Source organism: Candidatus Sulfurimonas marisnigri, from assembly GCF_015265475.1.
In the GTDB taxonomy this organism is placed as follows: domain Bacteria; phylum Campylobacterota; class Campylobacteria; order Campylobacterales; family Sulfurimonadaceae; genus Sulfurimonas; species Sulfurimonas marisnigri.
Window position 1 is genome coordinate 1215928 of the sequence record NZ_CP054493.1, and the last position, 26154, is coordinate 1242081.

Below are 26154 nucleotides of genomic sequence, written 5' to 3' on the forward strand. Positions count from 1 at the left end.
TTAGATTTTTTCACCAAACAGATTATTAAATATACATTATGGTTAATCCAATCTCTTCTCTTGTGCAGTATTTTACAGAATATTAATGATTGCAAAGTATAATTCATGTACAAAACCTTTTAGGAGTTCATAGTGATATATAAGAGTTTTAATGAAGTTTTTTAGCGGTTTTTCACTGAATAATGAAATGTATCTTTTTAAGAGTTTTATAAACACATCTGAATACTCAATATGTGGATTTAGTTATGGTTCAATTAAAGCATTAGAACATGTTAAACAACAGCTGGAATGTTCAAGCAGAGTAGATACGCTTCAGTTGTTTTCCCCAGCTTTTTTTCAAACAAAAAATGAGAAGTTTAAAAGGTTACAACTACTCTCTTACAGTAAAAACACAGATCAATACATAAGACAATTTATTGATTTGTGCTTCTCTCCACATGAGAAGAAAATAGTAGAACTTATAAACAGTAAAAAAGAAGAGCTTGAGGAGTTGTTGAAGTATGAGTGGGACTTACAAGAGTTAAAAAACATATCTCAAAAAGGTGTAAAAATAGAGGTATATCTTGGTAGTGAAGATAAAATTATAGATGTATGCGGAGCAAGAGAGTTTTTCTTGCAAATAGCTACTGTAACCTATATTAAAAGTGCAAACCATTTTTTACAAATAAATTAATAGGAAAAGATATGAGTGAAATCAAAATAGGTGTAATAACGGCAAGTGATAGGGCAAGTAAGGGAATATATGAGGATATATCTGGTGTTGCAATACAAGATACTATGAAAGATTATTTATCCAGTGAATTTGAGATAGTTTATAGATGTATTCCTGATGAGCAAGATATACTTGAAGAGACTATGAAAGAGTTGTGTGACGAAGCAGGGTGCTGTTTAGTTGTTACTACTGGCGGAACAGGCCCTGCGCTTCGTGATGTTACACCTGAGGCTACTGAGAATGTTTGTCAGAAGATGATGCCAGGCTTTGGTGAGCTTATGAGACAAGTTAGCTTGAAGTATGTACCAACAGCAATTTTGTCCCGTCAAACAGCTGGAATTAGAGGAAAAAGTCTAATTATAAATCTGCCAGGAAAACCAAAGTCAATTCGTGAGTGTTTGGATGCAGTATTTCCGGCGGTTCCATACTGTATAGATCTTATAGAAGGTCCGTTTATTGAAACTAACGAGAGTGTTATTAAGGCTTTTAGACCTAAAGCTAAATAGCCACTCCATTATAATTACAATGTATTTGATTTTTAATATGCTTGCTTGAATCAACTTGAATCAATATGTGATTAAAGCCAATGTGTTCTAGTTTATATTTTATATTATCTGTAATTTTTTCTACATTCAAGAGATTTAACTTATCATCATTTAATACTATGTGAAATGATATAAAGTTAAACTTTGAATTTGGTCTAGAGATATGAAGGTCATTATATTCCAAGATTGCCTCATCGCTATTTATGATTTCATCTAATTTTTCCTGAGAAATATCAGTTGTATTTACATCCATAAGTGATAAGAAACTTTTTTTAAGCAGTGGATATGAGTGTTTTAAAATGTAAATAGAGAATATTATAGTCAGTATTGAATCTATATAATAAATTTTAAAATAATATATAAATATACCTGCAACAACAACACCAACAGATATTAGAGCATCACTTAGCATATGCAAGTAGGCAGATTGAATATTTGCATCTCCATGGTGGTGGTGATTATGTGTCTCATCATGTGAGTGTTCATGACCATGACTGTGTTCCACACCAAGAGAGTGCAAGATATAAGCACTGACTCCATTTGCTATTACAGCGATTATTCCAACAACTATCATATATATTGGTTCTATAACTTCAGGATTATATACTCTATTGACCGCTTCATAAATCATATAAATCATGGTTACAAATAGAAATAATGTGTTTGTAAATGCTGCCATCATTTCAGCTTTTATAAAACCAAATGTATATTTAAACGTTGTTTTTTTAGCCCCTAGCTTTAGTGCCATATACGTTATAGCTATAGCTAAAACATCGCCCGTATTATGCAAGGCATCAGCAATTAGAGCAAAAGAGTTTGAAATAATTCCAAAAAATATTTCAGAAATTACAATTAATGAGTTAAATATTATTATCCAAAATATTTTTCTTTCTTTCATTGCTGCTCTTCTTTGTTTTACTTCATTGAAGTTTTAATCATCATTCTTCTAAGATAAGCAATTTTCGTTTGTAAAGGTAAGCTCTTAGGGCAAACATCTTCACACCCTAGAAGTGTCATACATCCAAATACACCATCTTCATTACCAATAAGCTTATAAAACTCTTCATCACTTCGCATATCTCTTGGGTCTAAGTGGTATCTTGCTATTTTGTTTAAGCCAACAGCTCCAACAAACTCTTGTCTCATCTGAATAGTACCACAGCCTGCCACACAGCACCCACACTCTATACAACGCTCAAGTTCATAAATTTCATCAGCTAGTTCTGGTTCCATTCTCTCTTCAAGCTTATCAACATTTAATTCTTTTTCTTTATTGTGTATCCAAGTTTCTAAATGCTGATTTAAGTAACGCATCCATTTTCCAGTATATATAGATAAATCACCAATTAGTTCAAAAAGAGGAAGAGGGGCTAAGGATATGTTAACTCCTAGTTTTGAAGTTAGAGTTTTACATGCCAAAGTAGGAGTTCCATTTACAAGCATAGAGCAACTTCCGCAAATTCCTGCACGACAAACAAAATCAAATTTTAGTGAATTGTCGTGATGCTCTCTAATCTCATTAAGTGCAATAAAGAGTGTCATGCCATCTGCTTCTTCAACTTCAAAAGTTTGCATATGAGGAAAATCTTCTGGATCATTTGGATCAAATCTTAAAATACTTATTTTTAAAATTCTATTGTTTTCTTCACTCATACATTTTCTCCTAATCTTTCATTAATTCCCTGATATTTTTTTGGAAGTTTATCAATAAAGGGCATTAGAGCATTTTGAATATCAAAGCGAGATGCTCCTTTTGCCTCAAGTTTTTCTGTTATGTCGTCAACAATTTTTTGTCTCTCTTGTGAATCTGGATGAGTGTTTGTTAAATCTTTTCCATAACCGCGGAAGCCAGGAGGTATCTCCATTTTTGATATATCTATATCTTCATAGCTTACTGTTGGGAGCACTTGCTCTTTACTCTCCCAGCTTGTTATAGTTCTTTTTAGCCAGTTTTCATCATCACGTTCAAGATAGTCTTCTCTGGAGTGTGCCCCACGACTCTCTTTTCTTAGTAGTGCTCCATAAGCTACACAAAGAGCTACTTTTAGCATTTTTTGAGTTCTATATGCATTGACTAAAGCTGGGTTTGCTGCTTTACTTTTAGAGCGAAAAACTTCTATATTTTCACTTCTTTTTAGAAGTTCTGATAGTTCATTTACAGCATCTTGAAGGTCATCTCCATTTCTGAATATTCCAACTTTTTCCATCATAATCTCTTCCATTCTACGACGAAGAATATATGCATCTTCACCATTCTCTTTTTTAAGAAGAGCTTCTAGTTTATCAGCCTCAGTTTTTAATGCTTCTTCAACAACGGCAGTATTTATTTTTATATCGCTATCATCACTATCAAGATAATCAGAAATGTACTCTCCAACTAACATACCAGCTACAACTGTTTCACTAACAGAGTTTCCTCCAAGTCTATTAAAGCCGTGCATATCCCAGCAAGCTGCCTCGCCACATGAGTATAAACCTTTTAGTGTTTGTGATTCACCTGTGAATTTTGTACGAATTCCACCCATTGAGTAGTGTTGAGTAGGGCGAACGGGTATCCAGTCTACTGCAGGGTCTATACCTAGAAAATTTTCACAAATCTCTTTTACTTCTCTAAGGTTTTTTTCAATGTGTGCACGTCCAAGTATAGTTATATCTAACCATAGATGATCACCATAGCGAGACTTGACACCTTTTCCTTTTCTGATATGCTCAGTCATTCTACGACTAACAACATCACGAGACGCAAGCTCTTTTTTTTCTGGTTCATAATCTGGCATAAATCTATAGCCATCTTTGTCAAGAAGCAGTCCGCCATCGCCACGACAACCCTCTGTAGTTAAAATTCCTACAGGAACAATAGCTGTTGGATGAAACTGTATAGCTTCCATATTACCAAGTGTCGCAACACCTGTTTCTAATGCTATAGCTTGTCCTATGCCTTGACAAATAACAGCGTTAGTAGACACACTATAAATTCTGCCATATCCACCTGTAGCAATGGTTGTTGCTTTTGATACATAAGCAACTAATTCACCATTCATTAGGTTTCTAGCAACTGCCCCGTAACATCGACCATTCTCATGAATAAGCGATATAGCCTCAAGCCTTTCGTGCATCTCTATTTTATCTTCATGAGCTTTGTTGTCCATAGCGTACAGCATACTATGTCCTGTCCCGTCAGACGTGTAGCAGGTTCTCCACTTTTTAGTACCACCAAAATCTCTGGCAGTAATAAGACCATGCGCCTCATCTCTTTCTGTGATAGTGACTTTTTTTGCATTTATCACAGACTGTCTGTCACCTCTTTGAACTCTAGTCCAAGGAACTCCCCATTGAGCTAATTCTCGTATAGCTTTTGGAGCACAGTGTGTAAACATTCTAGCAACTTCTTGATCAGCTCCCCAGTCACTACCTTTGATAGTGTCACTAAAGTGTACATCTTCGTTGTCACCTTCACCCATTTTAGAGTTCGCTAAAGATGCTTGCATTCCACCTTGTGCTGCTGCAGAGTGTGAACGCTTTGGTGGCACTAGTGTTAATACAATTACATCATGCCCACGTTCTTTAACTCCTGTTGCAACTCTCAAGCCTGCAAGTCCTCCACCAATGATTAGCGAATCCGTATAAATTATTTTCATTGTTGTGTCCCTTGAATAGTCTTGGTTACTTTATGATATCTCTCTCCAGCCTTACTTTTATGCTCAATGCCTATTTTAATATAAGCTGCTAAAGTTATAAATCCTAGGGTAAGAAAAAATATTGTGATAGCATATTTTAGTTTACGTAGATTACTTCTACTTTTTTTAGTGTCACTGCCTTCAAACCATCCCCACTTAAGTGCAAGACGATATAAGCCTATAGAGCCATGTAGTTCTACTGCCAATAACAGTAGTATGTATAACGGCCACATCCACTCAGTTACAACGCGATCAGCTGAAGCATATGGGCCAATTTCTGAAGGATTAGTCATAATAATATAGAGGTGAATAGAGCCTAAGAAGAACATTGCAAAACCAGTGAATATTTGCCAAAACCAAAGTGTCGTGTCAGTATGATTAAACGACTTTATATGATTTTTCATAATTTTATATTTTTTATAGTTTGATGGAAATTTACGTAATGCAACTAAAGCATGCGCTATAAATATTATGAAAATAGCACCCGCTGCAATTGTTACAATAATTGGATATGACTCTCCAAAAAAATATTCCCCTTCAAAAAACTTTGTTACGTTATACATAACCTCTTTACCAAGTAATATTGTGGATACGAAAAACATGTGTGCCCACATAAAAAGTGCAAGTATTAGTCCACTCGCACTCTGTATGAAGTCTAGCCTAGCCGGTATTTTATCTATTTTTATCTGTTTCATATTACCTCATATAATTAATTACGAGGATTATATTATTTTTTTTATTAAATACTAATTATTATGCCAACAGGACAGTGGTCAGAGCCGTTAATTTCATCAAGTATAAAAGCATCTTCTAGGTTTTCGCATAAATCTTCACTGATAAAGAAATAGTCAATTCTCCAACCTACATTTTTTAGTCTTGCACCTGAGCGGTAAGACCACCAGCTATATCTATCTGCTTCATCCCCATTTACATATCTAAACGTATCTACATAACCATGTTCTATCAGTTTATCTATCCACGCTCTCTCAGCTGGCAAAAAACCAGATGTTTTAGAGTTTGCTTTTGGATTTTTAAGATCAATCTCTTTGTGGGCGGTATTTACATCTCCGCAAATAATTATAGATTTTCCATCTTCTCTTAGTTGTTCACTGTAAGATAAAAAGTCATCATAGAATTTCATCTTATGTGCCAACCGCTCATCATCTTTTTGACCATTTGGAAAGTAAATATTAAAAAGAACTATATCTCCATAGTGAGTCTCAACAATTCTCCCCTCGCTTAGAGTGTCAATATTGTTACATGTAGAGTTGTAATCACTTTGAATTGAACTATAAGTCATAGTTCCGCTATATCCTTTTTTACTTGCAGAATTAATTAATGTATCTACATACCTTTTATCAAATAAATTATCAGGGATTTGGCTTGGGAGTGCTTTTATCTCTTGAAGACATAATATATCTGGATTTCGTCCATCAATCCATTTAAGAGCCTCTTTATTGCCTACAGCTCGTATACCATTAACGTTCCATGAGATTATTTCAATTGAGTTTGACATTATGCATTCTTTTTTAGTGTATTTGTTTGTAAGTAAAAAGCAGTAAAGTGCGCGAGCCTTCTGATAAAAAAAGTTTTTTTATCAGTAGCACTTTAATACAGAGGCGTAACTAAAGGAAAGAATACCCTTAGTATGATAAATTATATAAAATTTACTTCAGCAATGTGATGCTTAAGTCCAAGTTCTTCAGTGCTACATCCAAGTGCAAGACCAACCATTTGTTGCATGTGTAAAACTGGAAGCTCTACATCGCGACCTATAGCTTTTGAAGCATGATCTGCTTGAGTATCTAACTTTAGGTGACAAAGTGGACATGGAGTTACCATCCAATCAGCATTTTGATCAACTGCACCAGCAATTGCATTACCAGTTAAAACAGCAGCAGTATGAGGAGCTTGAAGCTCTACATGGAAACCACAGCATTTGTTTTTTTGTTCATAATCAACATTCTTACCACCACAAGCGATTATTAAATCATCAAGTGAAGTAGGATTGTATGGATTCTCTTTTGTTCTATGAGTCTCATTTTGAAGCTCAGAAGGGCGAATATTATGACAACCATAAAATGGTGCAATATTGAATTGACTTAAAGGTTTAACAACCATCTCTTTTAGTTTATCAAGACCAAAGTCATCAATTATTGCATAAAGAAAGTGAGTTACTAGAGATGTACCTTTGTACTCTAGACCTACTTCGTTTAATTTTTCATTCACTTCTGCTTTTAGCTCTGCATTGTTATCTAGGCGGTGCTTAGTCATTGCAGTATTAAGCTGACATGTATTACAAATAGTAACCATAGTTAGTCCGTGCTTTTCTGCATAAGCTATATTTCTGGCATTTAAAACTAGAGATAAAAAGTCATCATAGTCTTGAAGGTGAGAAGCCCCACAACATGAAGCTTCAGTTAGTTCTATAAGTTCTATTTCAAGTTTATTTGCAACAGCATATGTAGACATTAATTGCTCTGGAGTACTTTGTTTTGCTGTACAACCAGTAAAAAGTGCGTATTTTAATTTTTCCATCTATAACTCCTTAAAACTTAACAGTTGATGATGATTTAATAAGTTTTTGTATCTCATCTAGATTGTCAGATTTTGGTATTGCCCACGGCATAACTATCTTACCTTTTCTAAGCATCTTAAGTGCAACAGGGATATGTTTAACTATAGCTGGCCCTTCACTATAAAGAACTAATCCACCTTCATCCAGTACACCATGTTTAGCAATTGAGTGCTTAAAGCCTACAGCATGACGAGTAGCAACATTACTAGTTGCAACACCTTCTTTAAATAACATTTGGTGAAGTTTAGTTATTTTATCTATTGGGTTTACATCTTTAGGACAAGCTTCAGCACACTCAAAACATTTTACACAGTCCCAAAGACCTTGCTTCTCTTCGTGCAGCTCAGTAAGTCTTGTAACATGGGCATCATCACGAACATCTGCCTCAAAACGGTAGGCTTTTGCAAATGCAGCAGGACCGAAAAAGTCTTCATTTATCTCGACTACAGGACAAGCATAGTGGCAAGCACCACATTGAATACATAGATCAGCATCATTTAGCTCATCTGCTTGTGCTGGAGTAACAGCACACTCCATATCTGGATGTTCATCTATATTTGAGATAAGGAATGGATGAATAGCATCGTGTTTTTCCCAAAAATCACCTTTATCAATGATTAAGTCTTTAACAGCTCTTTTTATACTTAATGGCTCAATTGTTAAATCAGTGCCAAATATGTTTATTATAGTACTCATACTCTCTTTACATGCAAGAGTTGCACGACCATTTACTTTAATAGCACATGCCCCACAAATACCATGGCGACAGCTACGACGATATGAAAAACTGCCGTCTAAATCCCATTTTATTCTATTTAATATGTCTAAAACAACTTCTTCTGAAGTTACTTCCATACTGTAATCTTCATAGTATGGAAGGTAATCATCACCAGCATTGAAACGAAATACTTTGAAGTTTACTTTTTGTGTAGTTATTGAATGTGTACTCATAAGTTCTCCTTAGTATGTTCTTGCTTTAAGTTCATGTTTGCCAAGTACAACATCCATGTAGTCAAGTGTAATATCGCCATTTTCAGACATATAAGCCATTGTGTGTTTTAAAAACTCTTCATCATTTCTAGTGTCAAAGTCTTCTCTAAAATGAGCACCACGACTCTCATTCCTAGCTATTGCACTCTCTACAATAAAAGCAGAATAGTCAATCATATGACCAAATTCTATAGCTTCTTGAAGCTCAGTATTAAACACCTTTGATTTATCTTTTATTCTTATATCTTTAAATCTTCCTCTAAGCTCTTTAACTTTTGCTACTGCTATCTCTAAAGTACCTTTTGTTCTGAATGCACCGGCATTAGCCGTCATGCACTGCTGTAACTCTTCTCTTAAATTTGTAATTGTTTCTTTGCCATTATTGTTTAAAATAAAATCTATCTCTGCAAGTGCTGTTTTTGCATCTTCTTGTGTCGCAACACGAAGTTCAATATTGTCAACTTCTGCAGCCATTGTTTTACCAACATAGCGACCAAAAAGAAGAGCTTCGAGTACAGAGTTTGCACCTAAGCGATTGGCACCATGAACTGAAACACAAGCACACTCACCAGCTGCATAAAAACCTTCAATAAATTCATTGTTATTTTTACGAACATTTCCAGCTATATTTACCGGAATTCCACCCATGGAGTAGTGAGCAGTTGCCGAGATAAGAATAGGCTCTTTAATCATATCAAGACCTAAAAATGTGATTGCTAAATCACGTAGTTCAGGTAGTCTCTCCATAATTAAATCTCTACCAAGATGAGTTACATCTATATAAACTGCATCTTTTCTTGGTCCAACACCACGACCTTCTCTGATTTCATTAAGAATCGCTCGACTTACAACATCACGAGATGCAAGTTCCATAGCGTTAGGAGCATATTTCTCCATAAATCTTTCACCTAGAGAGTTTAAGAGTTTACCACCTTCACCACGTGCAGCTTCTGAAATCAAAACACCATTTCCAGATAATCCAGATGGATGAAACTGAACAAACTCCATATCTTCTAAAGGAAGACCATGGCGAGCAACAATAGATAGTCCATCGCCGGTATTTGCATGTGCATTTGAATTGATTTTATACGAACGAGCATATCCACCAGTTGCAAACATTACAGATTTTGAGTTAAAGATAGCCATTTGCATATCTCTTATATTAAATGCAATAACACCTGAAACCTTCCCATCTTTATATATAACGTCAGCTGCATACCACTCATCCCAAAACTTTACACCTGCACGATGAGCCTGCTCATATATAGTTTGGAGTAGTGTTAAACCAGTCCTGTCTTTTGCGTAACAAGCACGAGGTGAAGATTGCCCTCCAAAAGGTCTTTGAGCAATTTTTCCATCAGGAGTACGGCTAAATGCTGCACCCATTCTTTCAATCCAGCGAATAGTACCAGGAGCTTTTTCACACATAAAAGCTACTGCATCTTGATCTGCTAGATAATCCGATCCCTTAACTGTGTCAAATTCATGAAGTTCAATACTATCCTCATCACTAAATGCTGCGTTTACACCACCTTGAGCCGCTCCAGAGTGGCTTCTAAGAGGGTGAAGTTTAGTTATAACAGCAACTTTTTTTCCTGCATTTTGTAGTTCTCTTGCTGCAGCACAGCCAGCAAGACCAGCTCCAACAACAATTGCATCGTAAGTATAAATAGGAATACTCATCTAGCTTTCCTTTGTTAAATAAAATATTTTGGATTGTACAATCATTACCCTTTGTAACGCATAAAAAGATATCATATAGTCCTGTTTGTTACCTTTTGGGACATGGTTCTTTATATACTGTTGTTATTATTTTCTGATATACTCATCTCTTATTTTTAATATAAATATTAGAAGGAATATTATGATTAAAGAACTACAAGTTGAACTTTTTAGATTTGATTCTAAAGTTGATTACCTGCCTTATTATAAAACATATACTATAGAGTATAAGCAAAGAGACACCGTATTGAGTCTTCTCAACAAGATAAACAGTATTGATAAATTTGGATTTGAGGCTACTGTTGATTTTAATATAAAAATAAATAATCTTTATATGAATGTGAACGAATTAATAGTAAACATAGTAGATGCAACATCAAATGAATTTAAAATTGAGCCTATTAGCATATATAGAGCCACACAAGACCTAATAATAGATAAAAAAGATTTCTTAGAGAAGATAGTTACATTTAAAGAGTATATAACTCCTATGGATATGGATGAATATGCTAAAAATTATGAATTAGACTATTATGCATCCAACACATACGATATCAACAGAGATTATATCGGAGATCATTCACTGCTCATAGCTAGTGATGTAATTGAGCAAAACCCTAAGTTGAAGGAAGATGTTTTAAAATTTATTTCTAACGTAGATAACGGAATTTGGTACCATACATCACTTCAAAATAGAGTTTTTAACTATGACACAAGCAAAGAGCATAAAATAAAATCACTTTTATCAATGCTACCAAAAGTTACTTATTCTGGAATTTCAGCCTCTACAAATATTAAAACACATCATGCAGATATTTCTCAATTTTTTGAAGGTTTTAATATTGCTTCATTCGATGGTTTAAATAAAAATTCTTCAAGTTCTATGATAAAAGAATCAAAAGCTAATTATGTTGATATAAGCCTTAAATATGAAGATCTGGCGCCATATTCAACGTTGGTTAGCAAAAATTTTTCACTTAAAATAGCGGGTAATATTTTAATTCAAGCCAAAGACGAAAATGCTGACTTTATTGTTGTTAGAGGCAAAAGCGATGTTATGTTATTTGATGGTGAGCAAAAAAGAATAGAAAAAGCAGTAGGACGAGAGATTAATCTTCCAGTTATATCTCAAGAGCAGTTTGTTAAGTTACTAGAGGGAGAAAAAAACAGTTCACTCCTTGGCTTTGATAAACATAAGGTTAAAATCTCTTTTTTATAAAAGATTTATCTAGAGCTCACTTTTAGCCAAATCTTTTATTTGACATATGCTACAAGTACCTTGCTCTTTAGAAAAATTTAAAACTTTTTTTGCTTCTACTATAGAGTTTTCAAGAGATACATTGTTCGGTTTAACAACAAATCCTCCATTTATAGTTATCTTTACTGCGCCATCAGCTTGTGATTTTAATCTTAGTTCAGAAATACTTTGACGAATAGTCTCAATATCTTTAAATGACTGCTCTTTGCTCTCACGAGAAAGAATTACAGTAAATTGGTTATAGTCAGTTCTTGCTATTACATCCAATGCTTGTTCATGTAGAGATATGGTAAATGCAACTTTTTTAAGTATAGTTTGTGTAAATTCTTGTGAATAGGCTCTGTTAGATTTTGAAAAATTATTAATCTCGAGAATAGTTACAGTTGTAAAGTTTCCATCCTTTAACCCTTTTTTTTCTGAGAATGAATTTACCATACCTCTGTGATTATTAATACCTGTTACAGGGTCTATCATTGATGGATTGTCAGATGTAACCGGCTTTCTAACCATTCTTAGTGCAATAGCATCAACTTCTTCTGAAAATATCACGTAATCTTTTTTATTCACATTGTATAAAAATAGTAAATCTTCATATATTGCATTAAGCTTTTTTCTATAAAAAATTAATGCAAGCAGAATTATAAAAAATGAACCGTAAGTGATATTTTTATATATATAAAATTTTTCTTTGGAGTATTTTATGCTTTTGAATATAATTGAGTCAATTTTATTATAGAGCAGATTAAAGTTTTGATTTAGCTCATCTTTTTTAGCGTTAGTTGTGTAGTAATGACGAGCTTTTATGTTAAATGAAGTTGTTAAACTACTAAGTTCATCCAAATCTGCAAGATACTCATCTTTATTTGATAGTACGTACTGTTCTGTATAATTATATTTATACAAGTTACGTAGTTTCTCTATCTCGTAGTGTAGCTTTGTGCTTTTGCCATTGAATTGGATAAGTGCTAATTCTATGTCATCTTTAGGAAAAGTTGTCAAAGTTGATATAATTTGCTTTTGGTTATTTAAATTGTCTATCTTTGTAAAAGTACTACTATGGTCTATAGCAACCAACACGCCACCAGCAGCAAGTATGGTTATTAAAAAAAGAAATAATATTAAGTTATTAAAAATATTTTTTATAGATTGTTTCATGAAGTTTTCCTAAAAAATGGTATAATGTACGCTATTTTATATCTATTGGCTTTAATACTAACTTAAAGCCACTGCAAGAAGTTTTATTGAATTTAGAAAATTATTTTATATCACAATTTAAGAGTGAACATATTGGTGATGATGGGGCTTTGATAAAACAAAATGTTTATTCAAAAGATGCATTCTTTGAAAATGTACACTTCAAGCATGAATGGATGAGTTATTATCAAATTGCTTCCAAGGCAATGATGATAAATATTTCAGATGCAGTTGCCATGAATGCAAAACCAAAATATGCACTTTTGAGCGTTTCTATGCCTCCTCGTATAACTAAGAAGCAGATGAAAGAATTGGCATCAGGCTTTAAAGATGTTGCAGACAAATATGGGATTGATATAATAGGTGGGGATACTATAAGTAATGTAAAATTGGATATTACTATAACAATTGTCTCGCAAACAAAAAAGCCACTTTTAAGAAGTAATATTAAAAAAGGATATTTAATAGCTTTCACTGGTGAACTTGGTAGAAGTAAAAAAGATTTAAAAAAGCTTATGAATTTAGGCAAAATACACAAAAAATCTAAGTTTATAGATATAAAACTTAGAGATAAATTTTTATCAAATGCAGAGCGATTTTTAAGTTCAGGAATGGATATATCAGATGGTCTATTTAGTGATTTAGATAAGCTTTCATCAGTGAACAGAGTAGGCTTTAAGTTTAATACAAAGATATTAAAATCTATTGGATGTAGCGGAGAAGAGTATGAAATGTTGGTTGCGTTTGATAAAAGACACAAAAAAGCTGTTTTAAGACGGGCAAAGCAGAGCAGAACACCACTTAATATTTTTGCTAAAAGTGTTAGAAAGAGATATGTAAATTGCTGTAAAGCGAATCATTTTTAAAATAAGGATTATAAAAGTATGGATAGATTTTATTCATTAAACCACTCTAGTATTGATTTTCTTTTTAAACAGACTCCCAGAGATTTTGTTGTTGAAGAGTTGCCTCTTTATGAGTTTTCAGGGGAGGGTGAGCATCTTGTTCTTTTTGTTAGAAAAAAGAGTTTATCAACACTTGAATTAGTTAGCATAATTGCCAGATATCTTGGCATTCAAAACAAAGAGATTGGTTATGCCGGTCTAAAAGATAAACATGCCATGACTAAGCAGTATATATCTATTCACAAAAAACATGAAGAAGCTATGGATAAGTTTGAACATGAAGGTATTAAAATACTTTCAAAAGCTTATCATAACAACAAAATAAAAACTGGTCACTTAAAGGGAAATAGGTTTTATATTAAACTTAAAAAAGTAAATCCAACAAGTGCTCAAAAGCTAGATGAAGCTTTAAAGAATATTTCTAAATTTGGTATGCCTAACTTTTTTGGTTTTCAACGTTTTGGAAATGATGGTGATAATCACATTGAAGGTGAGAAAATTGCCAAAGGTGAGAAAAAAGAACGTAACCCAAAGATAAAAAAACTTCTTATAAATGCATATCAAAGTCATCTTTTTAATCTATGGCTAAGTAGAAGACTTGAAATTAATACACTTATAGAAAATTTTAAACCAGAAGAGTTAGAATCACTTCTGAATATGCCAAACAGTGAACTTGTTAATCTCAAGGCGCAAAAGCATCCATTTAAGCTGTTTAATGGCGACATAATGGAACATTATCCTCATGGTAGGCTTTTTGATTTTAATGGACAAGAAGATGATTTAAATAGGTTTAATGATAGAGGAATATCACCAACAGGTCTCTTGTGTGGGACAAAGGTAAAAATGTCTTCAGATAGTGCAGGCGTTATAGAAAAAGATTATGATGATGAAATTAATGCTGAGGGTGCTAGAAGGTATGCTTGGGTTTTCCCTGAAGGTGTAGAGGGCAGGTTTAAACCAGAAGAGGCTCAGTATGAACTAAACTTCTCTCTTCCAAAAGGCTCTTATGCAACTGTGCTTATAGAAGAGCTGGCAAAACGTAATATTAATGAAAAAAATAAAAAATAAGTAGGATATAGTTAAAAATGAGCAGACATATAACTTCAGCAGTTTCACAAAGTTTTGCAAAATTTGCAAATAAAAAGTTTTCAAAACCAATTCAAAATTTTGTTAATAACTCTTATGTAAATTTAATGGGCTTAGATATGAGTGAATTTCATTCTCCAAACACTTACAGCAGTTTAAATGCCCTTTTTACGAGAAAGTTAAGAGAAGATAGAATGTATTCACTTGATGCAGATGATTTTATATCACCGTGCGATTCTCTTATATCTGAGTGTGGAGAACTACAAGAAGAGTATGCGCTTCAAATTAAAGGTATGAGATACAAAAGTGATGAGCTTTTAGGTGATAATTTTTCCCAAGAAGAGAAAAGTATAGTCAACAATGGAACTTTTGTAAACTTTTATCTTTCACCAAAAGACTACCATCGTTACCATATACCAACAAATCTAAAAGTTATTAAAGCTGTACACATCCCAGGTAAATTTTACCCTGTAAATATACCATCTCTTAAAAAAAGAGTTAATCTATTTATAGAAAACGAGAGAGTTGTTTTGCTTTGTGAAACGACTAATAAAAAGAGATTTTATATGGTTCTTGTAAGTGCCTTAAATGTAGGTGTTATGCAAGTTTCTTTTGAGCCAAAGATAAAGACTAACGCTGATGCATTTAATAGCAGTGTTTACAGCTATGCTGATTTACACCTAAACAAAGGTGATGATTTTGGCTGTTTTGAGATGGGCTCAACAATAGTTATATTAGCTGAAAAAGGGATGTTGGAATTAGATATTAAAGCTGGCGACAATGTCAAATACTCAGACACAATCGCGAAAATTATTTAGTTATTTATAATAAGTTTTGCTAAAAGTTTTCCATCTTCTTGATAAATTTCTAGTTTGGAGTCTATTGGATTTTTCTGTTTTCTTAGACTACCTTGAACTGAATGAAGTACATGTGCAAATTTTTGAAACATAGGCACAACAATAAATCCAATATTCTCATTTTTAACAAGCTCCGCCAATACATCAACAGCACAATAATAAGCACTCTTGTTTTTTGATCTTTGGATTAGGTAATCACTCATAATGTTTATATTGTTTTCAAGAGTTATTTTATCTTCACTCTTTATAATGTTATTTTCATGCGCTCTTTTTAAATTATGATTAATTTCATTCTGAACATCGTGACTTTTTTCTTCAATTAGTGAGCTTAACTTAGGACAATACTTTTTTAATTCCTGATATATTTCATCATTTGATAATCTGGAACTGTCGGTCTGATATGTATATATCTTGTCTTTAATGTAGCTGTGATTAAGTGATTTTAGTAGTTGGACAACAATATTCAGATAAACAAACTTATCCTCTTTGTTGTTGTCAAATTCTATGCCCGTGTGTGAAATAATTGGTTTGGGACCAACATACTTTAACTCCATACTAACTCCCTTTTAAATCGTTTAGTATGCGATAAATCGGCAGTTGTGCCTAAATGTTAAATCTAAAGTGCATAACATCACCATCATTAACAATATACTCTTTACCTTCTAGTCTCATCTTTCCAGCTTCTTTTGCTTTGGATTCCCCACCACACTCTATATAGTCATTGTAAGCTATAACTTCTGCACGGATAAAACCTTTTTCAAAATCGTTATGTATAGCTGCTGCTGCTTTTGGTGCAGTAGTATTTTTACGAATAGTCCAAGCACGCACTTCTTTAACACCGGCAGTAAAGTAACTCATAAGTCCCAGTTTATCAAATCCTTTGTGGATAATTTGCTCTAATCCAGACTCTTTAACGCCTAAGTCAGTTAAAAATTCTTGTGCTTCATCATCATCTAAGCCAATTAGTTCTTCTTCTATCTTTGCACATAGCTTAATAATCTCACAGTTGTTTTTAGAAGCGTGCTCTCTAAGTCTAATAACATAGTCGTTATCCTCAAGTAATCCGTCTTCATCAACATTAGCACCATACATAATCTCTTTGTTTGTTAAAAGTCTGATTTCATGATTAAGTAGAATGTATTCTTCTGTATCATTTTTTTCGAAGTTTCTTGCTAAATTACCATCAGCTAAAAACTCTAAAAGTTCTTCTGCAATAGTTAAAACAGCTTGAACATTTTTATCAAATTTTGCTTGTTTTTTCAGTCTATCTATTCTATTTTGTAATACTTCTATATCTGCAAGTATAAGCTCACCCTCAATTATATCAACATCTCTCAATGGGTCAATATTGCCTTCATTGTGAACGATGTTATCATCATCAAAACATCTAACAATTTGAAGTATAACTTCTGTCTCACGGATATTTGATAAAAACTTATTTCCTAGTCCTTCACCCTTACTAGCACCCTTAACAAGACCTGCAATATCAACAAAATCAAGTGTTGAATATTGAATTTTCTCAGGATTAACAATCTTAGCCAGCTCTGCCAATCTTTTGTCTGGAACAGGAACAACTGCTTTGTTTGGTTCTATTGTACAAAAAGGATAGTTAGCTGCTTCTGCATTTTGTGCTTTTGTTAGTGCGTTGAATGTTGTTGATTTACCTACGTTTGGAAGTCCTACTAGACCTATGCTTAATCCCATTTAAACCCTTTTGATACTTATAAAATAATTTTGTAATAATAACTAAAGTATGCAAAAATAACTCTTATTAGATAAAATATATAAATCAAGTAGAAATACTCTATTATGCTACTCCTTTGCTATGCAAATTAGGTATAATATTTTAATTATATTTAAAGGTTGTAATATGAGAAATATTAAAATATTTAGTTATGGAACACTACAAAAGAGTAAATTTAGTAGGAATAGAGAGAAAAAAGAAGCAACACTTACTGGTATGTATGAGATTATGGAAGGTGATTTTCCATTATTAGTAGATACACATAGAGGAAAAAATATAATAAATGGTGTTTTATTTGAAGTTACACAAGATGAGATAAATGAAATAGATGATTATGAAAGTTTACCACATCTATTTAAAAGAGAAGAAAAAACGATTATATTGACAGACGGTACTAAAGAAACAGCATGGGTTTATTTGCTAAATGATTAAGTAAAAATTAAATACTGCCAGTAAGGTACGAAGCCTGATTAACTAATTTAAATTCCTTGAATTAACTTAGCTTCTATCTTGCTTGCTTCTTCGTATTGTTTATATATGTAAACAAAATCAGCTTTTCCATGTAGAATATTGCTATATTCTTTGCGTTGAGGAAGTAGTGTTACAAAAGGTATTTTAGACTCTCTTGCAAAGCGTAAGTTTACACCAATATTATTAATTAGGTGCATTTCCCCTGCAAAAACAATAAGTTTGTCCCTATTAGTTCGTAACACATCATTAGCAAGTTTGGCACTCTCTTTAGCCATCTTTGTATCCCAAGCAACCTGAACGCTGTACATTCTGTTTATGCACTCTTGATTACTTTCTCCATTTTTTGCTTTATGACAATGGCTAAAAAATGGTGAAAGAAATGTTTTATGAACTAATACATCTACATCTAGAGTGTTGAAAAATATTTTTTCATTCCTGTTCATACCAGTAGTGTTTACAGTTGAAATAAGTTTACGTTGTTTTTTTGATAGATTAATACCATAAAGTTTTCCTTTAGTATCTATAACTGCATGATATATAGGTGAGAAAAGGTCAAATTGAAAATATTTTCTTGTTTTCCAGTTTATTTTTTTGGTAAACTCTTCATCGTTTAGTGATCCATTTGCATATTTATCTAAGATATTATTATCTTCTGGTGTGAACCACTCATTTGCAAGATGAATACGATATCCTTTTTTAGATAAACTGTATATGATGTCCGCAACGTTCTCATGGTGTTTTTTACTACTATGATGATCTCCTATAAATATAACTTTATAAGATTCAAGTGTCTCAATAAACTCTTCATGATTTATGCATTCGGCACTTTTTAATGAATAGATACTTTCTTTGCAATTTAGAGAATGATAAAGTTGCTTTGGAGTGCTTGGTTCAGTACAGCCGAAAAATACTATAGATAAAAATAATGTTAAAATTAATTGCATATTCATCCTTGGATAACTATTTTCTAGCCTCAATCCCTCTTTTATATTCTCTTTTATTGTGGCAAATTGGGTTGCATGAACCGCCATCTATATTTTTTATATAGTTTAAAGAAAATTTTGTTCCTGCAAATGTTGTTTTCTCTTTAAGTAGAGGTATTTGCTTTTTTACAGCATGAAACTCATGACAGGTTCCACATACAATTGAGGATTTCTTTACATGTATGGTATGAAGGTTCTTATCATTTCTTCTAAAATTTGTAAATGTTGTAGTAGAGGCTTGAGTTATCTTTTCACTATCATGACAAATAAAACAGAAATAACTCTCAGGTTTAAATTTTGCTATGCTTTTAGAGGGGTAAGGACCCTTTAGCATCCTATGATTGTTAGAACCATGTGGATTGTGACATCCTACGCAATTTCCAGTAATAATTGGACCGTGCCACTTAGAGTTGTTATCCAAATGCTCTTTCATATTTAGAAGCATTTTACCATCTTCGTCTCTTTTTAGTGGCTTGTTATGACATGAAAGGCATAAATCTTTTGATGTTGGAGCTTTTAACATCTTTGGTCTATTTGTGCCATGTGGATCGTGACAAAAGAAACATCCGCCATCTTCTAAAAATATTGCACCATGTTTATTTTTAACACTGCTAATCCACTCTTTTTTTTCTGTATGACAACTAAGGCATAGATCTTTTCTTTTATCATGTTTTAGTCTAAATTTACGTTCACCAGAATGTGGATCGTGACAGCCTGTGCAGCCTTTTTGTTTAATGGCGGGGTGCTGATATTTGTCTTTGTAATAAGTAGCTCTTTTAGCGGAATGACATAATATGCACATTTCAGGAGATTCTTTTATTCTAAGTAGGTCTTTTGTATCAGTGTTAACATTATGGCATGCAGTACAAGTTCCTATTTTTACAGGCATATGGAAGTACTTATTTCCTTCACGCATATCATGACATGTATCACACTTGTTTTTTAGTTCCTCTTTTGAATGTTTGTAAACATTTTGAATACTTTGGGCTTGTTTATTTTCAGCTTGTAAATAATTACAAGCCATTAAAATTACAATTGGTATCACTAATATTGAAGGTTTCATTTTCTCTCTAAATTCTATTTTTATTGTGAAGTTAAATATTTTTTAAATAGTGACTCACCATACGCACGCCAGCACCAGTTGCCCCATGTACATTACAGTCCCATGGAGCTTCTGTGTATGCTGATCCAGCTATGTCAAAATGCATCCATTTATCTTTCATGTCATCTTGTATAAACTTATCTAAAAAAAGACCGGCTGTTATAGCTCCGCCATAAGGTTTTGAAGAAACATTTGAAATATCTGCTATTTCACTTTTTAGAAGTTTTTTAAGATGTCTGTTGAATGGAAGAGAACCAACTAATTCACCAGATTTAGTTCCAGCTTTTAAAAAGTCATGTTTTACTTTTTTAGAGTGTCCCATTATGCCGGTTGTATACTGGCCAAGAGCAACCATACATGCACCTGTAAGTGTTGCAAAATCAAATATATAGTCAGCTTTGACTTTATCTTGAGCATAAGTTAAAACATCTGCTAAAACTAATCGACCCTCAGCATCAGTGTTTCTAACTTCTATTGTGGTTCCGCTACGTGAAACTAATATATCATCAGGTTTGTATGCGTTTCCGCCAACCATATTCTCAACTGCTCCAATAAAAGCATGAATCTCAACATCAAGTTTTAATTCGCTTGCTGCTTTTATCATCCCCATAACTGCACATGCTCCAGCTTTATCCATTTTCATAGTTACCATTGATGTTGCAGGCTTAAGACTTAATCCGCCACTATCATAAGTTAGACCCTTACCAACAAGAGAGATTATTTTTTTAGGATTAGCAGGCTTATATGACAGATGTATTAATGCACTTCCATGAACAGAGGCACGACCAACTGCTAGCATAGCACCCATATCCTCTTCTTCTAGCTCTTTTTCCTGAAGAATATCACACTCTAGTGAATTGTCAGATGCTAATTTTTTAGCTAGTTCAACCATGGATTGTGGATGCATCTCTTGTGGTGCTGTATTTACTATATCACGAGTAAAGCATGTAGCGTTGGCAACAATTAGTGCTTCTTTAAAAGTTTTTTGCATTATTTCAAAATTTGAGTCATTGCAACACAAAGATATATTTTCTAAAGTTGTCTTTTTTGGCTTAGATTTATATTGATTAAACTCATACCCACCTAAAACTACGCCTTCAACGATTGCAGTTATGGTAGCAATAGAAACAACATCTAATTTAGCACTTGTGTAGTTTGATGCTTTTAGTGCTTTAATCATCACTGCACTTGCACTTCTTACATCATCGCTGTTTTTACTATCAATTCCGCAATATATGGTAGCCTTCTCATATAAAAAACATTTGGAATCCTGCTCCGCTGTAAACCCTGCATTATTTAATAGTGTAAATTCTTTATGCTCTTTTAACTCATCTTTTGTTAAAAATGTAACTATTACTTGAGCTTCAATATCAGTAATATTTTTGTTTAATAATTGAATATTCATTTTTGTTCCTATAGTTGTTAATATTATTTTTTTAAGATATTAATCAAAGTGAAGAATATCTTTAGCTTGAATCATATCTTTATCACCACGGCCGGAAAGGTTTAAGATGATTAGTTTATCTTTTATATTTGGTAGTTTTTTAAGATAAGCTACAGCATGAGCACTTTCAAATGCCGGAATAATTCCCTCTTTTCTAGATAACCATACAAAAGCATCAAGTGCTTCTTGGTCGGTTACATTATCATAGCTTACAGATTTATTGTCACTATGAAAAGAGTGCTCAGGTCCAATACCTGGATAGTCAAGCCCAGCTGATATAGAGTGCGCTTCTAATATTTGACCATCTTCATCTTGGAGTGTATAGCTCATTTGACCATGTAAAACACCTGGACGACCTTTTTTAAGTGAGCAACCATGTTTATCTGTTTCTATCCCAAGCCCACCGGCTTCAATACCTATACATTCAACTTCTTCATCTTCTAAAAAATGCTGAAACATCCCTATTGCATTAGAACCACCGCCAATACAAGCTATTACATGATCTGGCAGACGATTCTCTTTTTCAAGTATCTGTGCTCTTGCTTCATAACCTATAATAGCTTGAAAATCTCTAACCATCATCGGGTATGGATGAGGACCGGCTACGGTTCCAATAATGTAAAAAGTGTCTCTTGCATTTGTTACCCAATGACGGATTGCTTCATTCATTGCGTCTTTTAGTGTACGCGAGCCACTCTCAACAGAGTTTACTTTAGCGCCAAGAAGTTTCATTCTAAAAACATTAAGCTCTTGTCTTTGCACATCTTTTGCACCCATAAAAACTTCACACTCTAAATCCAAGAGTGCACAAATGGTTGCAGTTGCAACGCCATGTTGTCCAGCACCAGTTTCGGCTATAATTTTTTTATAACCGAGTCTTTTTGCCATTAGCCCCTGAGCTATTACATTGTTTACTTTATGTGCACCGGTATGGTTTAAATCTTCTCTTTTAATATAGATTTTTGCACCAAGTTCATTTGAAATATTTTCAGCAAAATATAGTGGGGAAGGGCGACCTACATAATCTTTTAGATAGTAGTCTACTTCACCCCAAAACTTTTTATCAAAGCGTATAGATTCATACTCACCTTTAAGCTTTAATAGTGATGGCATAAGCGTTTCAGGAACATATCTACCACCAAAGATACCAAAATGTCCATTTTCATCTGGGTCGTATTTAGAAGCCGATGGTATATACATTAGTTAACCTCTATCAGTGAGTAAACATCAGTTTTACTTTCTAGGTTTTCCACTCCATCTAAGAAACTTAGAGCAATTATAAAACAAGCTTCAATGCACTGCGCACCTGCTTGTTTAACAAGCGTAGCAGCAGCATTTGCAGTTCCTCCGGTAGCTATTAGGTCATCAATAAGAAGAACTCTTGCATTTTCTATACTACTAAAAGCATCAATATGTATTTCAACTTCATCTACTCCATACTCTAATGAATACTTCTCACTGATTGTAGTGTATGGTAGTTTTCCTTTTTTACGAATAGGTACAAAACCAACTCTAAGCATCTGTGCGAGTGCTGCACCAAATATAAAACCTCTTGCATCAATACCAGCAATATAGTCTAAGTTGTACTCTTTATATCTTTGATAAAGATGGTTCATTAAGACACCGTAAGCTTCTTTGTCATTTAACAAAGTTGTGATATCCTTAAAAACAATTCCAGGTTTTGGAAAGTCCTTTATATCCCTTATGGAGTTTTCAATTATTTTTCTCTCAATATTGCTTAGTGTCATGATTTATTCCTTTATAATAGAGCGTCAATACGATTCTCTAGTGCTTTAATTTTACTATTTAAACGGTCTGTCTCTTGTCTATGTTTCGTGTTTCTCTGCTTTAGTATTTTAAGTTCATTTCTTAGTTTTGTTAACTCATCGCTTAAAATATCCACATTGCCTAAAGCACGCTGAAGCTGAATTTGATACTTTCTAATAAGTATCTCAGCTTCTTTAAGAGTTAATTTCATCAACTCATTGCTTCTTTGTTCTTTGTTTGTAATGCTTTTGAAGTAAAACATTTTAACAAACAAATATATAGAAAGAATTGATAATATTGTTAAAAGTGACCATTCCCAAAACATAGCTTTCCTTTAAGAGTTTATTGCTTCTATTTTTTCTACTCGACCAGAGTGTCTACCACCATCAAAACTACTAGCTATCCAAGCATCAAGGATAGACTCACACACACCGCGACCTATAATTCTTTCGCCAAAGCAGAGAATATTTGCATCATTGTGTCCACGAGCAACAGTTGCAGTGTAAGCATCGTGGCAAAGAGCCGCTCGTATTCCTGAGTGTCTATTCGCCGCCATACTCATACCGATACCTGAGCCACATATAAGAATCCCTTGTGAATCACTCTCTGCCAACACAGCTTCTGAGACTTTAACTGCATAGTCAGGATAGTCAACTCTATCTTTTGAGAAAGGACCTAAGTCTGCAACTTCGTGCCCTTTTTCTTTAAGCAGTTCAACTGTGTAATCTTTTAAATCAATTCCAGCGTGGTCTGTAGCGATATAAAATTTCATTTTCTTCCTTTATGTTAGTAGTAGGTTTAAAACTGTTTGAACAGGTATCAGCAACAGATAATTTTTTAAAGGGGTCATAAGAACAATAAGCACTATTATTATCCCATACCTCTCGTTCTTGTAAAAGAATTCCGCAATTGCATTTAGTTTGTATTTTAGAGACAAGTGCATAATAAAATGAGCACCATCAAACTGAGGAATAGGAAGCAGATTAAAGACACCTAAAACAACGTTTATAATCAATAGTTGAAATACAAATATATATGCAAATATATAAACCAAGCTATCAGCATTAGTTGGTTTACTCATGGAAACAATCGCTATAGACGCAAAAACTGCCAATGTGAAATTATATACAATCCCAGCTAAATCAACCTGCATAGCTCCATTGTATCCAGCTCTTTTAATAACGGTTGCTGTATTTATAGGAACCGGCTTTGCCCAACCAAATAAAAAGCCACTTTCTCCACCTAGAAGCATTGGTAAAAAGTACAAACTTAACGGAACTATGATTGTTCCAACCAAATCTATATGAGATAGAGGATTTATAGTTAATCTGCCTGCATTTTTTGCAGTTGAATCGCCGTACATGTAAGCAACCCAGCCGTGCATTATTTCATGTCCTATAATTGCTACTGCAAGCGCCAATACGGCTGCTAGTATTTTAAGTAAATCAATAGATTCCATGGTCATCTTTGTCTTTTTTTATTCGTTCTGCTATTGCTTTTTCTAAGTGTTCAGGTGATTCCAAGTCTGTAGGAGTTTTACCGATTCTATCCCATCTGATTTCCCAATGTTCATCAACGCTGAAGTAGATAAACCAAGGAGTTCCTTCAATGTTATCATAAGGCACTGCTCCCCAAAAACGGCTGTCATTAGAATGGTCACGATTATCACCCATCATAAAGTAGTTATCTTCTTCAATTTTAATAGGTGCAAAGTTAAACAGCTGAGAATGATATTTACCATTATCAACTATTTTAGTGTCATTATGAATACCAGGATGTTGTTTTCTGTAAGGATTTTTAACCCACAGTCTTCCTGCAAATACTACTATCTCAAAGCCTTTAAAATTCTCTTTTATCCACTCATCACCTTCACTGAAATGAATAAATAAATTTTTCTCATGTAAAAACAGCTCATCACCAGGAGTTGCAACACATCTCTTTACAAAATGCTGTTTAGTGTTGTTTGGCGGTCTGAAAATCACTATATCGCCTCTTTTTGGCTTGTCTCCGTCCATCAGGCGAAGCTTGTCACTCCACGGCATAATGGACATTTCCAAGAATGGTATATGAGGCATGGAGATACCGTAGGCGAATTTTTTGGCAAAAAGGTGGTCACCAATAAGAAGTGAGTCTTTCATTGAACCACTAGGAATTCTAAATGCTTGAGCTATAAAAAATATTACAAATAAAACTATGATTATAGTTCCTGTCCATGAGTTTGAGAATCTATAAGTTTTGTGCAAAATCTCCTTCATCTATACTCTCCTAAGCGCATTGGCATTTGCAGCTTTTAGAGTATTGCTAAGTAGCATAGCTATTGTCATAGGACCAACTCCACCTGGAACTGGAGTTATGTAAGAGCATTTTTTGCTAACATTTTCAAAGTCAACATCACCAACAAGTTTTCCATTATCAGCTCTGTTTATTCCAATATCAATTATTATTGCATCTTGCTTTACCATATCTTCTTTTATAAGATTTATTACACCGACACCAACTAAAAGAATATCAGCATTTAGTGTATGTTTTTTCAAATCATCAGTAAATATATGGCAGATTTCAACAGTTGCATCAGCATTTAAAAGTAGGGCAGCCATAGGTTTTCCTACTATATTAGAAGCGCCTACTACAACGCAGTTTTTCCCCTTAATATCAATATTGTACTCTGCTAAAAGTTCCATAACTCCAAGTGGAGTACATGGAACAAATCCATCAAGTCCAGTTGTTAAACGACCGACATTATATGGGTGAAAACCATCTACATCCTTACTTGGATCTACTAATTCAAGTATTTTTGTTGTATCAATTTGAGGAGGAAGCGGAAGTTGAATTAATATCCCATCAATATTTGGATTGTTATTCATCATTGTAATTGTATTTTCTATTGCTTCTTGAGAAATATCTTCTGGCATTTCATGCGTAACAGAATAAAAGCCAACTCTATCACACGCCTTTTTTTTCATGCTAACATAAGCAGCACTAGCAGGGTCATGGCCTACTAGTACTACGGCTAATCCTGGAACTGAGCCAGAAATTTTTTTAAACTCTTTTACGCCACTAAGTACAATAGTTTCTATCTTTGTTGAAAGTGCTTTACCATCGAGAAGTTGCATTTAAAC

The 26154-nt window shown here is 33.6% G+C and carries 28 protein-coding genes; 7 read left to right on the forward strand and 21 right to left on the reverse strand.

Going from position 1 to position 26154, the window contains the following annotated elements; genetic code table 11:
- Positions 1 to 151 precede the first annotated feature (151 nt).
- Together bioV and mog are read left to right on the forward strand one after the other, a co-directional pair.
- Positions 152 to 673: a pimelyl-ACP methyl ester esterase BioV gene (gene bioV, locus HUE87_RS06100; RefSeq protein WP_194367830.1), complete on the forward strand. Its 522-nt coding sequence runs from the start codon at positions 152 to 154 to the stop codon at positions 671 to 673.
- Between the two features lie 11 nt (positions 674 to 684).
- On the forward strand, positions 685 to 1218 hold the full coding sequence (mog, locus tag HUE87_RS06105) for a molybdopterin adenylyltransferase (protein ID WP_194367831.1): 534 nt from the start codon (positions 685 to 687) through the stop codon (positions 1216 to 1218).
- Here the strand turns inward: mog and HUE87_RS06110 are convergent.
- From HUE87_RS06110 to HUE87_RS06145, 8 genes are all read right to left on the reverse strand, one after another.
- A complete protein-coding gene (locus HUE87_RS06110; RefSeq protein WP_194367832.1) occupies positions 1211 to 2155 on the reverse strand; it encodes a cation diffusion facilitator family transporter in 945 nt (314 codons plus the stop codon). The two genes, mog and HUE87_RS06110, sit on opposite strands and share 8 nt — an antisense overlap.
- Positions 2156 to 2172: 17 nt before the next feature.
- Complete coding sequence (locus HUE87_RS06115) at positions 2173 to 2910, reverse strand: fumarate reductase iron-sulfur subunit (protein WP_194367833.1); 738 nt, start codon at positions 2908 to 2910, stop codon at positions 2173 to 2175.
- Positions 2907 to 4895, reverse strand: coding sequence for a fumarate reductase flavoprotein subunit (locus HUE87_RS06120; protein WP_194367834.1), 1989 nt, complete (start codon positions 4893 to 4895; stop codon positions 2907 to 2909). The genes HUE87_RS06115 and HUE87_RS06120 overlap by 4 nt, the downstream gene beginning before the upstream one ends.
- Positions 4892 to 5629, reverse strand: a complete 738-nt coding sequence (locus tag HUE87_RS06125; RefSeq protein WP_194367835.1) for a fumarate reductase cytochrome b subunit — start codon at positions 5627 to 5629, stop codon at positions 4892 to 4894. The genes HUE87_RS06120 and HUE87_RS06125 overlap by 4 nt, the downstream gene beginning before the upstream one ends.
- Before the next feature lie 44 nt (positions 5630 to 5673).
- Positions 5674 to 6450 (reverse strand): exodeoxyribonuclease III, encoded by a 777-nt coding sequence (locus HUE87_RS06130; RefSeq protein ID WP_194367836.1) that lies wholly within the window; start codon positions 6448 to 6450, stop codon positions 5674 to 5676.
- A gap of 140 nt (positions 6451 to 6590) precedes the next feature.
- Positions 6591 to 7472 (reverse strand): CoB--CoM heterodisulfide reductase iron-sulfur subunit B family protein, encoded by an 882-nt coding sequence (locus tag HUE87_RS06135; protein ID WP_194367837.1) that lies wholly within the window; start codon positions 7470 to 7472, stop codon positions 6591 to 6593.
- Between the two features lie 10 nt (positions 7473 to 7482).
- Positions 7483 to 8463 (reverse strand): succinate dehydrogenase/fumarate reductase iron-sulfur subunit, encoded by a 981-nt coding sequence (locus HUE87_RS06140; protein WP_194367838.1) that lies wholly within the window; start codon positions 8461 to 8463, stop codon positions 7483 to 7485.
- A 9-nt stretch (positions 8464 to 8472) separates the two neighbouring features.
- Entirely contained in the window at positions 8473 to 10185 is a 1713-nt protein-coding gene (locus HUE87_RS06145) for an FAD-dependent oxidoreductase (protein ID WP_194367839.1), read from the reverse strand.
- Between the two features lie 181 nt (positions 10186 to 10366).
- Between HUE87_RS06145 and HUE87_RS06150 the strand changes: the two genes are divergently transcribed.
- The gene (locus HUE87_RS06150; RefSeq protein ID WP_194367840.1) at positions 10367 to 11443 is read left to right on the forward strand and encodes a DUF5644 domain-containing protein; all 1077 of its coding nucleotides are present in this window, start codon (positions 10367 to 10369) and stop codon (positions 11441 to 11443) included.
- Between the two features lie 9 nt (positions 11444 to 11452).
- Here the strand turns inward: HUE87_RS06150 and HUE87_RS06155 are convergent, their stop codons facing one another.
- Positions 11453 to 12637, reverse strand: coding sequence for a GGDEF domain-containing protein (locus HUE87_RS06155; RefSeq protein ID WP_194367841.1), 1185 nt, complete (start codon positions 12635 to 12637; stop codon positions 11453 to 11455).
- Between the two features lie 86 nt (positions 12638 to 12723).
- Here HUE87_RS06155 and HUE87_RS06160 point away from each other — a divergent pair, with 86 nt between their 5' ends.
- The 3 genes from HUE87_RS06160 to HUE87_RS06170 are packed head-to-tail and all read left to right on the forward strand — an operon-like array spanning position 12724 to position 15485.
- On the forward strand, positions 12724 to 13542 hold the full coding sequence (locus HUE87_RS06160) for a thiamine-phosphate kinase (RefSeq protein ID WP_194367842.1): 819 nt from the start codon (positions 12724 to 12726) through the stop codon (positions 13540 to 13542).
- Between the two features lie 18 nt (positions 13543 to 13560).
- Positions 13561 to 14649 (forward strand): tRNA pseudouridine(13) synthase TruD, encoded by a 1089-nt coding sequence (truD, locus tag HUE87_RS06165; RefSeq protein WP_194367843.1) that lies wholly within the window; start codon positions 13561 to 13563, stop codon positions 14647 to 14649.
- Between the two features lie 17 nt (positions 14650 to 14666).
- Complete coding sequence (locus HUE87_RS06170; protein ID WP_194367844.1) at positions 14667 to 15485, forward strand: phosphatidylserine decarboxylase; 819 nt, start codon at positions 14667 to 14669, stop codon at positions 15483 to 15485.
- Here the strand turns inward: HUE87_RS06170 and HUE87_RS06175 are convergent.
- Complete coding sequence (locus HUE87_RS06175; protein WP_194367845.1) at positions 15482 to 16078, reverse strand: hypothetical protein; 597 nt, start codon at positions 16076 to 16078, stop codon at positions 15482 to 15484. The two genes, HUE87_RS06170 and HUE87_RS06175, sit on opposite strands and share 4 nt — an antisense overlap.
- Before the next feature lie 49 nt (positions 16079 to 16127).
- A complete protein-coding gene (gene ychF, locus HUE87_RS06180; protein ID WP_194367846.1) occupies positions 16128 to 17228 on the reverse strand; it encodes a redox-regulated ATPase YchF in 1101 nt (366 codons plus the stop codon).
- A 166-nt stretch (positions 17229 to 17394) separates the two neighbouring features.
- On the opposite strand from ychF, the gene HUE87_RS06185 reads away from it, so the two are divergent.
- Positions 17395 to 17700, forward strand: coding sequence for a gamma-glutamylcyclotransferase family protein (locus tag HUE87_RS06185; protein ID WP_194367847.1), 306 nt, complete (start codon positions 17395 to 17397; stop codon positions 17698 to 17700).
- Between the two features lie 47 nt (positions 17701 to 17747).
- On the opposite strand, the gene HUE87_RS06190 is transcribed toward HUE87_RS06185, so the two are convergent.
- Genes HUE87_RS06190 through folD form a run of 10 tightly spaced genes read right to left on the reverse strand, consistent with a single transcriptional unit; the run spans position 17748 to position 26148 of the window.
- Positions 17748 to 18683, reverse strand: a complete 936-nt coding sequence (locus HUE87_RS06190; protein ID WP_194367848.1) for a ChaN family lipoprotein — start codon at positions 18681 to 18683, stop codon at positions 17748 to 17750.
- Between the two features lie 16 nt (positions 18684 to 18699).
- Entirely contained in the window at positions 18700 to 19785 is a 1086-nt protein-coding gene (locus HUE87_RS06195) for a cytochrome c3 family protein (protein ID WP_194367849.1), read from the reverse strand.
- Between the two features lie 31 nt (positions 19786 to 19816).
- Positions 19817 to 21229, reverse strand: coding sequence for a leucyl aminopeptidase (locus HUE87_RS06200; RefSeq protein WP_194367850.1), 1413 nt, complete (start codon positions 21227 to 21229; stop codon positions 19817 to 19819).
- Positions 21230 to 21268: 39 nt separating this feature from the next.
- Complete coding sequence (gene trpB, locus HUE87_RS06205; RefSeq protein WP_194367851.1) at positions 21269 to 22468, reverse strand: tryptophan synthase subunit beta; 1200 nt, start codon at positions 22466 to 22468, stop codon at positions 21269 to 21271.
- Complete coding sequence (locus HUE87_RS06210) at positions 22468 to 23016, reverse strand: adenine phosphoribosyltransferase (protein WP_194367852.1); 549 nt, start codon at positions 23014 to 23016, stop codon at positions 22468 to 22470. Before HUE87_RS06210 ends, trpB begins: the two co-directional genes overlap by 1 nt.
- 11 nt (positions 23017 to 23027) lie before the next feature.
- The gene (locus tag HUE87_RS06215; RefSeq protein WP_194367853.1) at positions 23028 to 23360 is read right to left on the reverse strand and encodes a hypothetical protein; all 333 of its coding nucleotides are present in this window, start codon (positions 23358 to 23360) and stop codon (positions 23028 to 23030) included.
- Between the two features lie 9 nt (positions 23361 to 23369).
- On the reverse strand, positions 23370 to 23807 hold the full coding sequence (gene rpiB, locus HUE87_RS06220; RefSeq protein WP_194367854.1) for a ribose 5-phosphate isomerase B: 438 nt from the start codon (positions 23805 to 23807) through the stop codon (positions 23370 to 23372).
- A gap of 9 nt (positions 23808 to 23816) precedes the next feature.
- Complete coding sequence (locus HUE87_RS06225; RefSeq protein ID WP_194367855.1) at positions 23817 to 24494, reverse strand: site-2 protease family protein; 678 nt, start codon at positions 24492 to 24494, stop codon at positions 23817 to 23819.
- The gene (lepB, locus tag HUE87_RS06230; protein WP_194367856.1) at positions 24481 to 25290 is read right to left on the reverse strand and encodes a signal peptidase I; all 810 of its coding nucleotides are present in this window, start codon (positions 25288 to 25290) and stop codon (positions 24481 to 24483) included. The genes HUE87_RS06225 and lepB overlap by 14 nt, the downstream gene beginning before the upstream one ends.
- Positions 25291 to 26148, reverse strand: coding sequence for a bifunctional methylenetetrahydrofolate dehydrogenase/methenyltetrahydrofolate cyclohydrolase FolD (folD, locus tag HUE87_RS06235; RefSeq protein ID WP_194367857.1), 858 nt, complete (start codon positions 26146 to 26148; stop codon positions 25291 to 25293).
- Positions 26149 to 26154: the final 6 nt, after the last annotated feature.

Bases quoted from the DNA above. Each gene is read 5' to 3' on its own strand.
- HUE87_RS06225 (WP_194367855.1), bottom strand. From the start codon at position 24,494: ATGGAATCTATTGATTTACTTAAAATACTAGCAGCCGTATTGGCGCTT.
- HUE87_RS06170 (WP_194367844.1), top strand. From the start codon at position 14,667: ATGAGCAGACATATAACTTCAGCAGTTTCACAAAGTTTTGCAAAATTT.
- HUE87_RS06110 (WP_194367832.1), bottom strand. From the start codon at position 2,155: ATGAAAGAAAGAAAAATATTTTGGATAATAATATTTAACTCATTAATT.
- HUE87_RS06125 (WP_194367835.1), bottom strand. From the start codon at position 5,629: ATGAAACAGATAAAAATAGATAAAATACCGGCTAGGCTAGACTTCATA.
- HUE87_RS06215 (WP_194367853.1), bottom strand. From the start codon at position 23,360: ATGTTTTGGGAATGGTCACTTTTAACAATATTATCAATTCTTTCTATA.
- HUE87_RS06190 (WP_194367848.1), bottom strand. From the start codon at position 18,683: ATGCAATTAATTTTAACATTATTTTTATCTATAGTATTTTTCGGCTGT.
- HUE87_RS06210 (WP_194367852.1), bottom strand. From the start codon at position 23,016: ATGACACTAAGCAATATTGAGAGAAAAATAATTGAAAACTCCATAAGG.
- truD (WP_194367843.1), top strand. From the start codon at position 13,561: ATGGATAGATTTTATTCATTAAACCACTCTAGTATTGATTTTCTTTTT.
- HUE87_RS06175 (WP_194367845.1), bottom strand. From the start codon at position 16,078: ATGGAGTTAAAGTATGTTGGTCCCAAACCAATTATTTCACACACGGGC.
- HUE87_RS06120 (WP_194367834.1), bottom strand. From the start codon at position 4,895: ATGAAAATAATTTATACGGATTCGCTAATCATTGGTGGAGGACTTGCA.
- HUE87_RS06115 (WP_194367833.1), bottom strand. From the start codon at position 2,910: ATGAGTGAAGAAAACAATAGAATTTTAAAAATAAGTATTTTAAGATTT.
- HUE87_RS06135 (WP_194367837.1), bottom strand. From the start codon at position 7,472: ATGGAAAAATTAAAATACGCACTTTTTACTGGTTGTACAGCAAAACAA.
- HUE87_RS06150 (WP_194367840.1), top strand. From the start codon at position 10,367: ATGATTAAAGAACTACAAGTTGAACTTTTTAGATTTGATTCTAAAGTT.
- folD (WP_194367857.1), bottom strand. From the start codon at position 26,148: ATGCAACTTCTCGATGGTAAAGCACTTTCAACAAAGATAGAAACTATT.
- HUE87_RS06200 (WP_194367850.1), bottom strand. From the start codon at position 21,229: ATGAATATTCAATTATTAAACAAAAATATTACTGATATTGAAGCTCAA.
- rpiB (WP_194367854.1), bottom strand. From the start codon at position 23,807: ATGAAATTTTATATCGCTACAGACCACGCTGGAATTGATTTAAAAGAT.
- lepB (WP_194367856.1), bottom strand. From the start codon at position 25,290: ATGAAGGAGATTTTGCACAAAACTTATAGATTCTCAAACTCATGGACA.
- ychF (WP_194367846.1), bottom strand. From the start codon at position 17,228: ATGGGATTAAGCATAGGTCTAGTAGGACTTCCAAACGTAGGTAAATCA.
- HUE87_RS06145 (WP_194367839.1), bottom strand. From the start codon at position 10,185: ATGAGTATTCCTATTTATACTTACGATGCAATTGTTGTTGGAGCTGGT.
- HUE87_RS06155 (WP_194367841.1), bottom strand. From the start codon at position 12,637: ATGAAACAATCTATAAAAAATATTTTTAATAACTTAATATTATTTCTT.
- HUE87_RS06140 (WP_194367838.1), bottom strand. From the start codon at position 8,463: ATGAGTACACATTCAATAACTACACAAAAAGTAAACTTCAAAGTATTT.
- trpB (WP_194367851.1), bottom strand. From the start codon at position 22,468: ATGTATATACCATCGGCTTCTAAATACGACCCAGATGAAAATGGACAT.
- HUE87_RS06185 (WP_194367847.1), top strand. From the start codon at position 17,395: ATGAGAAATATTAAAATATTTAGTTATGGAACACTACAAAAGAGTAAA.
- mog (WP_194367831.1), top strand. From the start codon at position 685: ATGAGTGAAATCAAAATAGGTGTAATAACGGCAAGTGATAGGGCAAGT.
- HUE87_RS06195 (WP_194367849.1), bottom strand. From the start codon at position 19,785: ATGAAACCTTCAATATTAGTGATACCAATTGTAATTTTAATGGCTTGT.
- bioV (WP_194367830.1), top strand. From the start codon at position 152: ATGAAGTTTTTTAGCGGTTTTTCACTGAATAATGAAATGTATCTTTTT.
- HUE87_RS06130 (WP_194367836.1), bottom strand. From the start codon at position 6,450: ATGTCAAACTCAATTGAAATAATCTCATGGAACGTTAATGGTATACGA.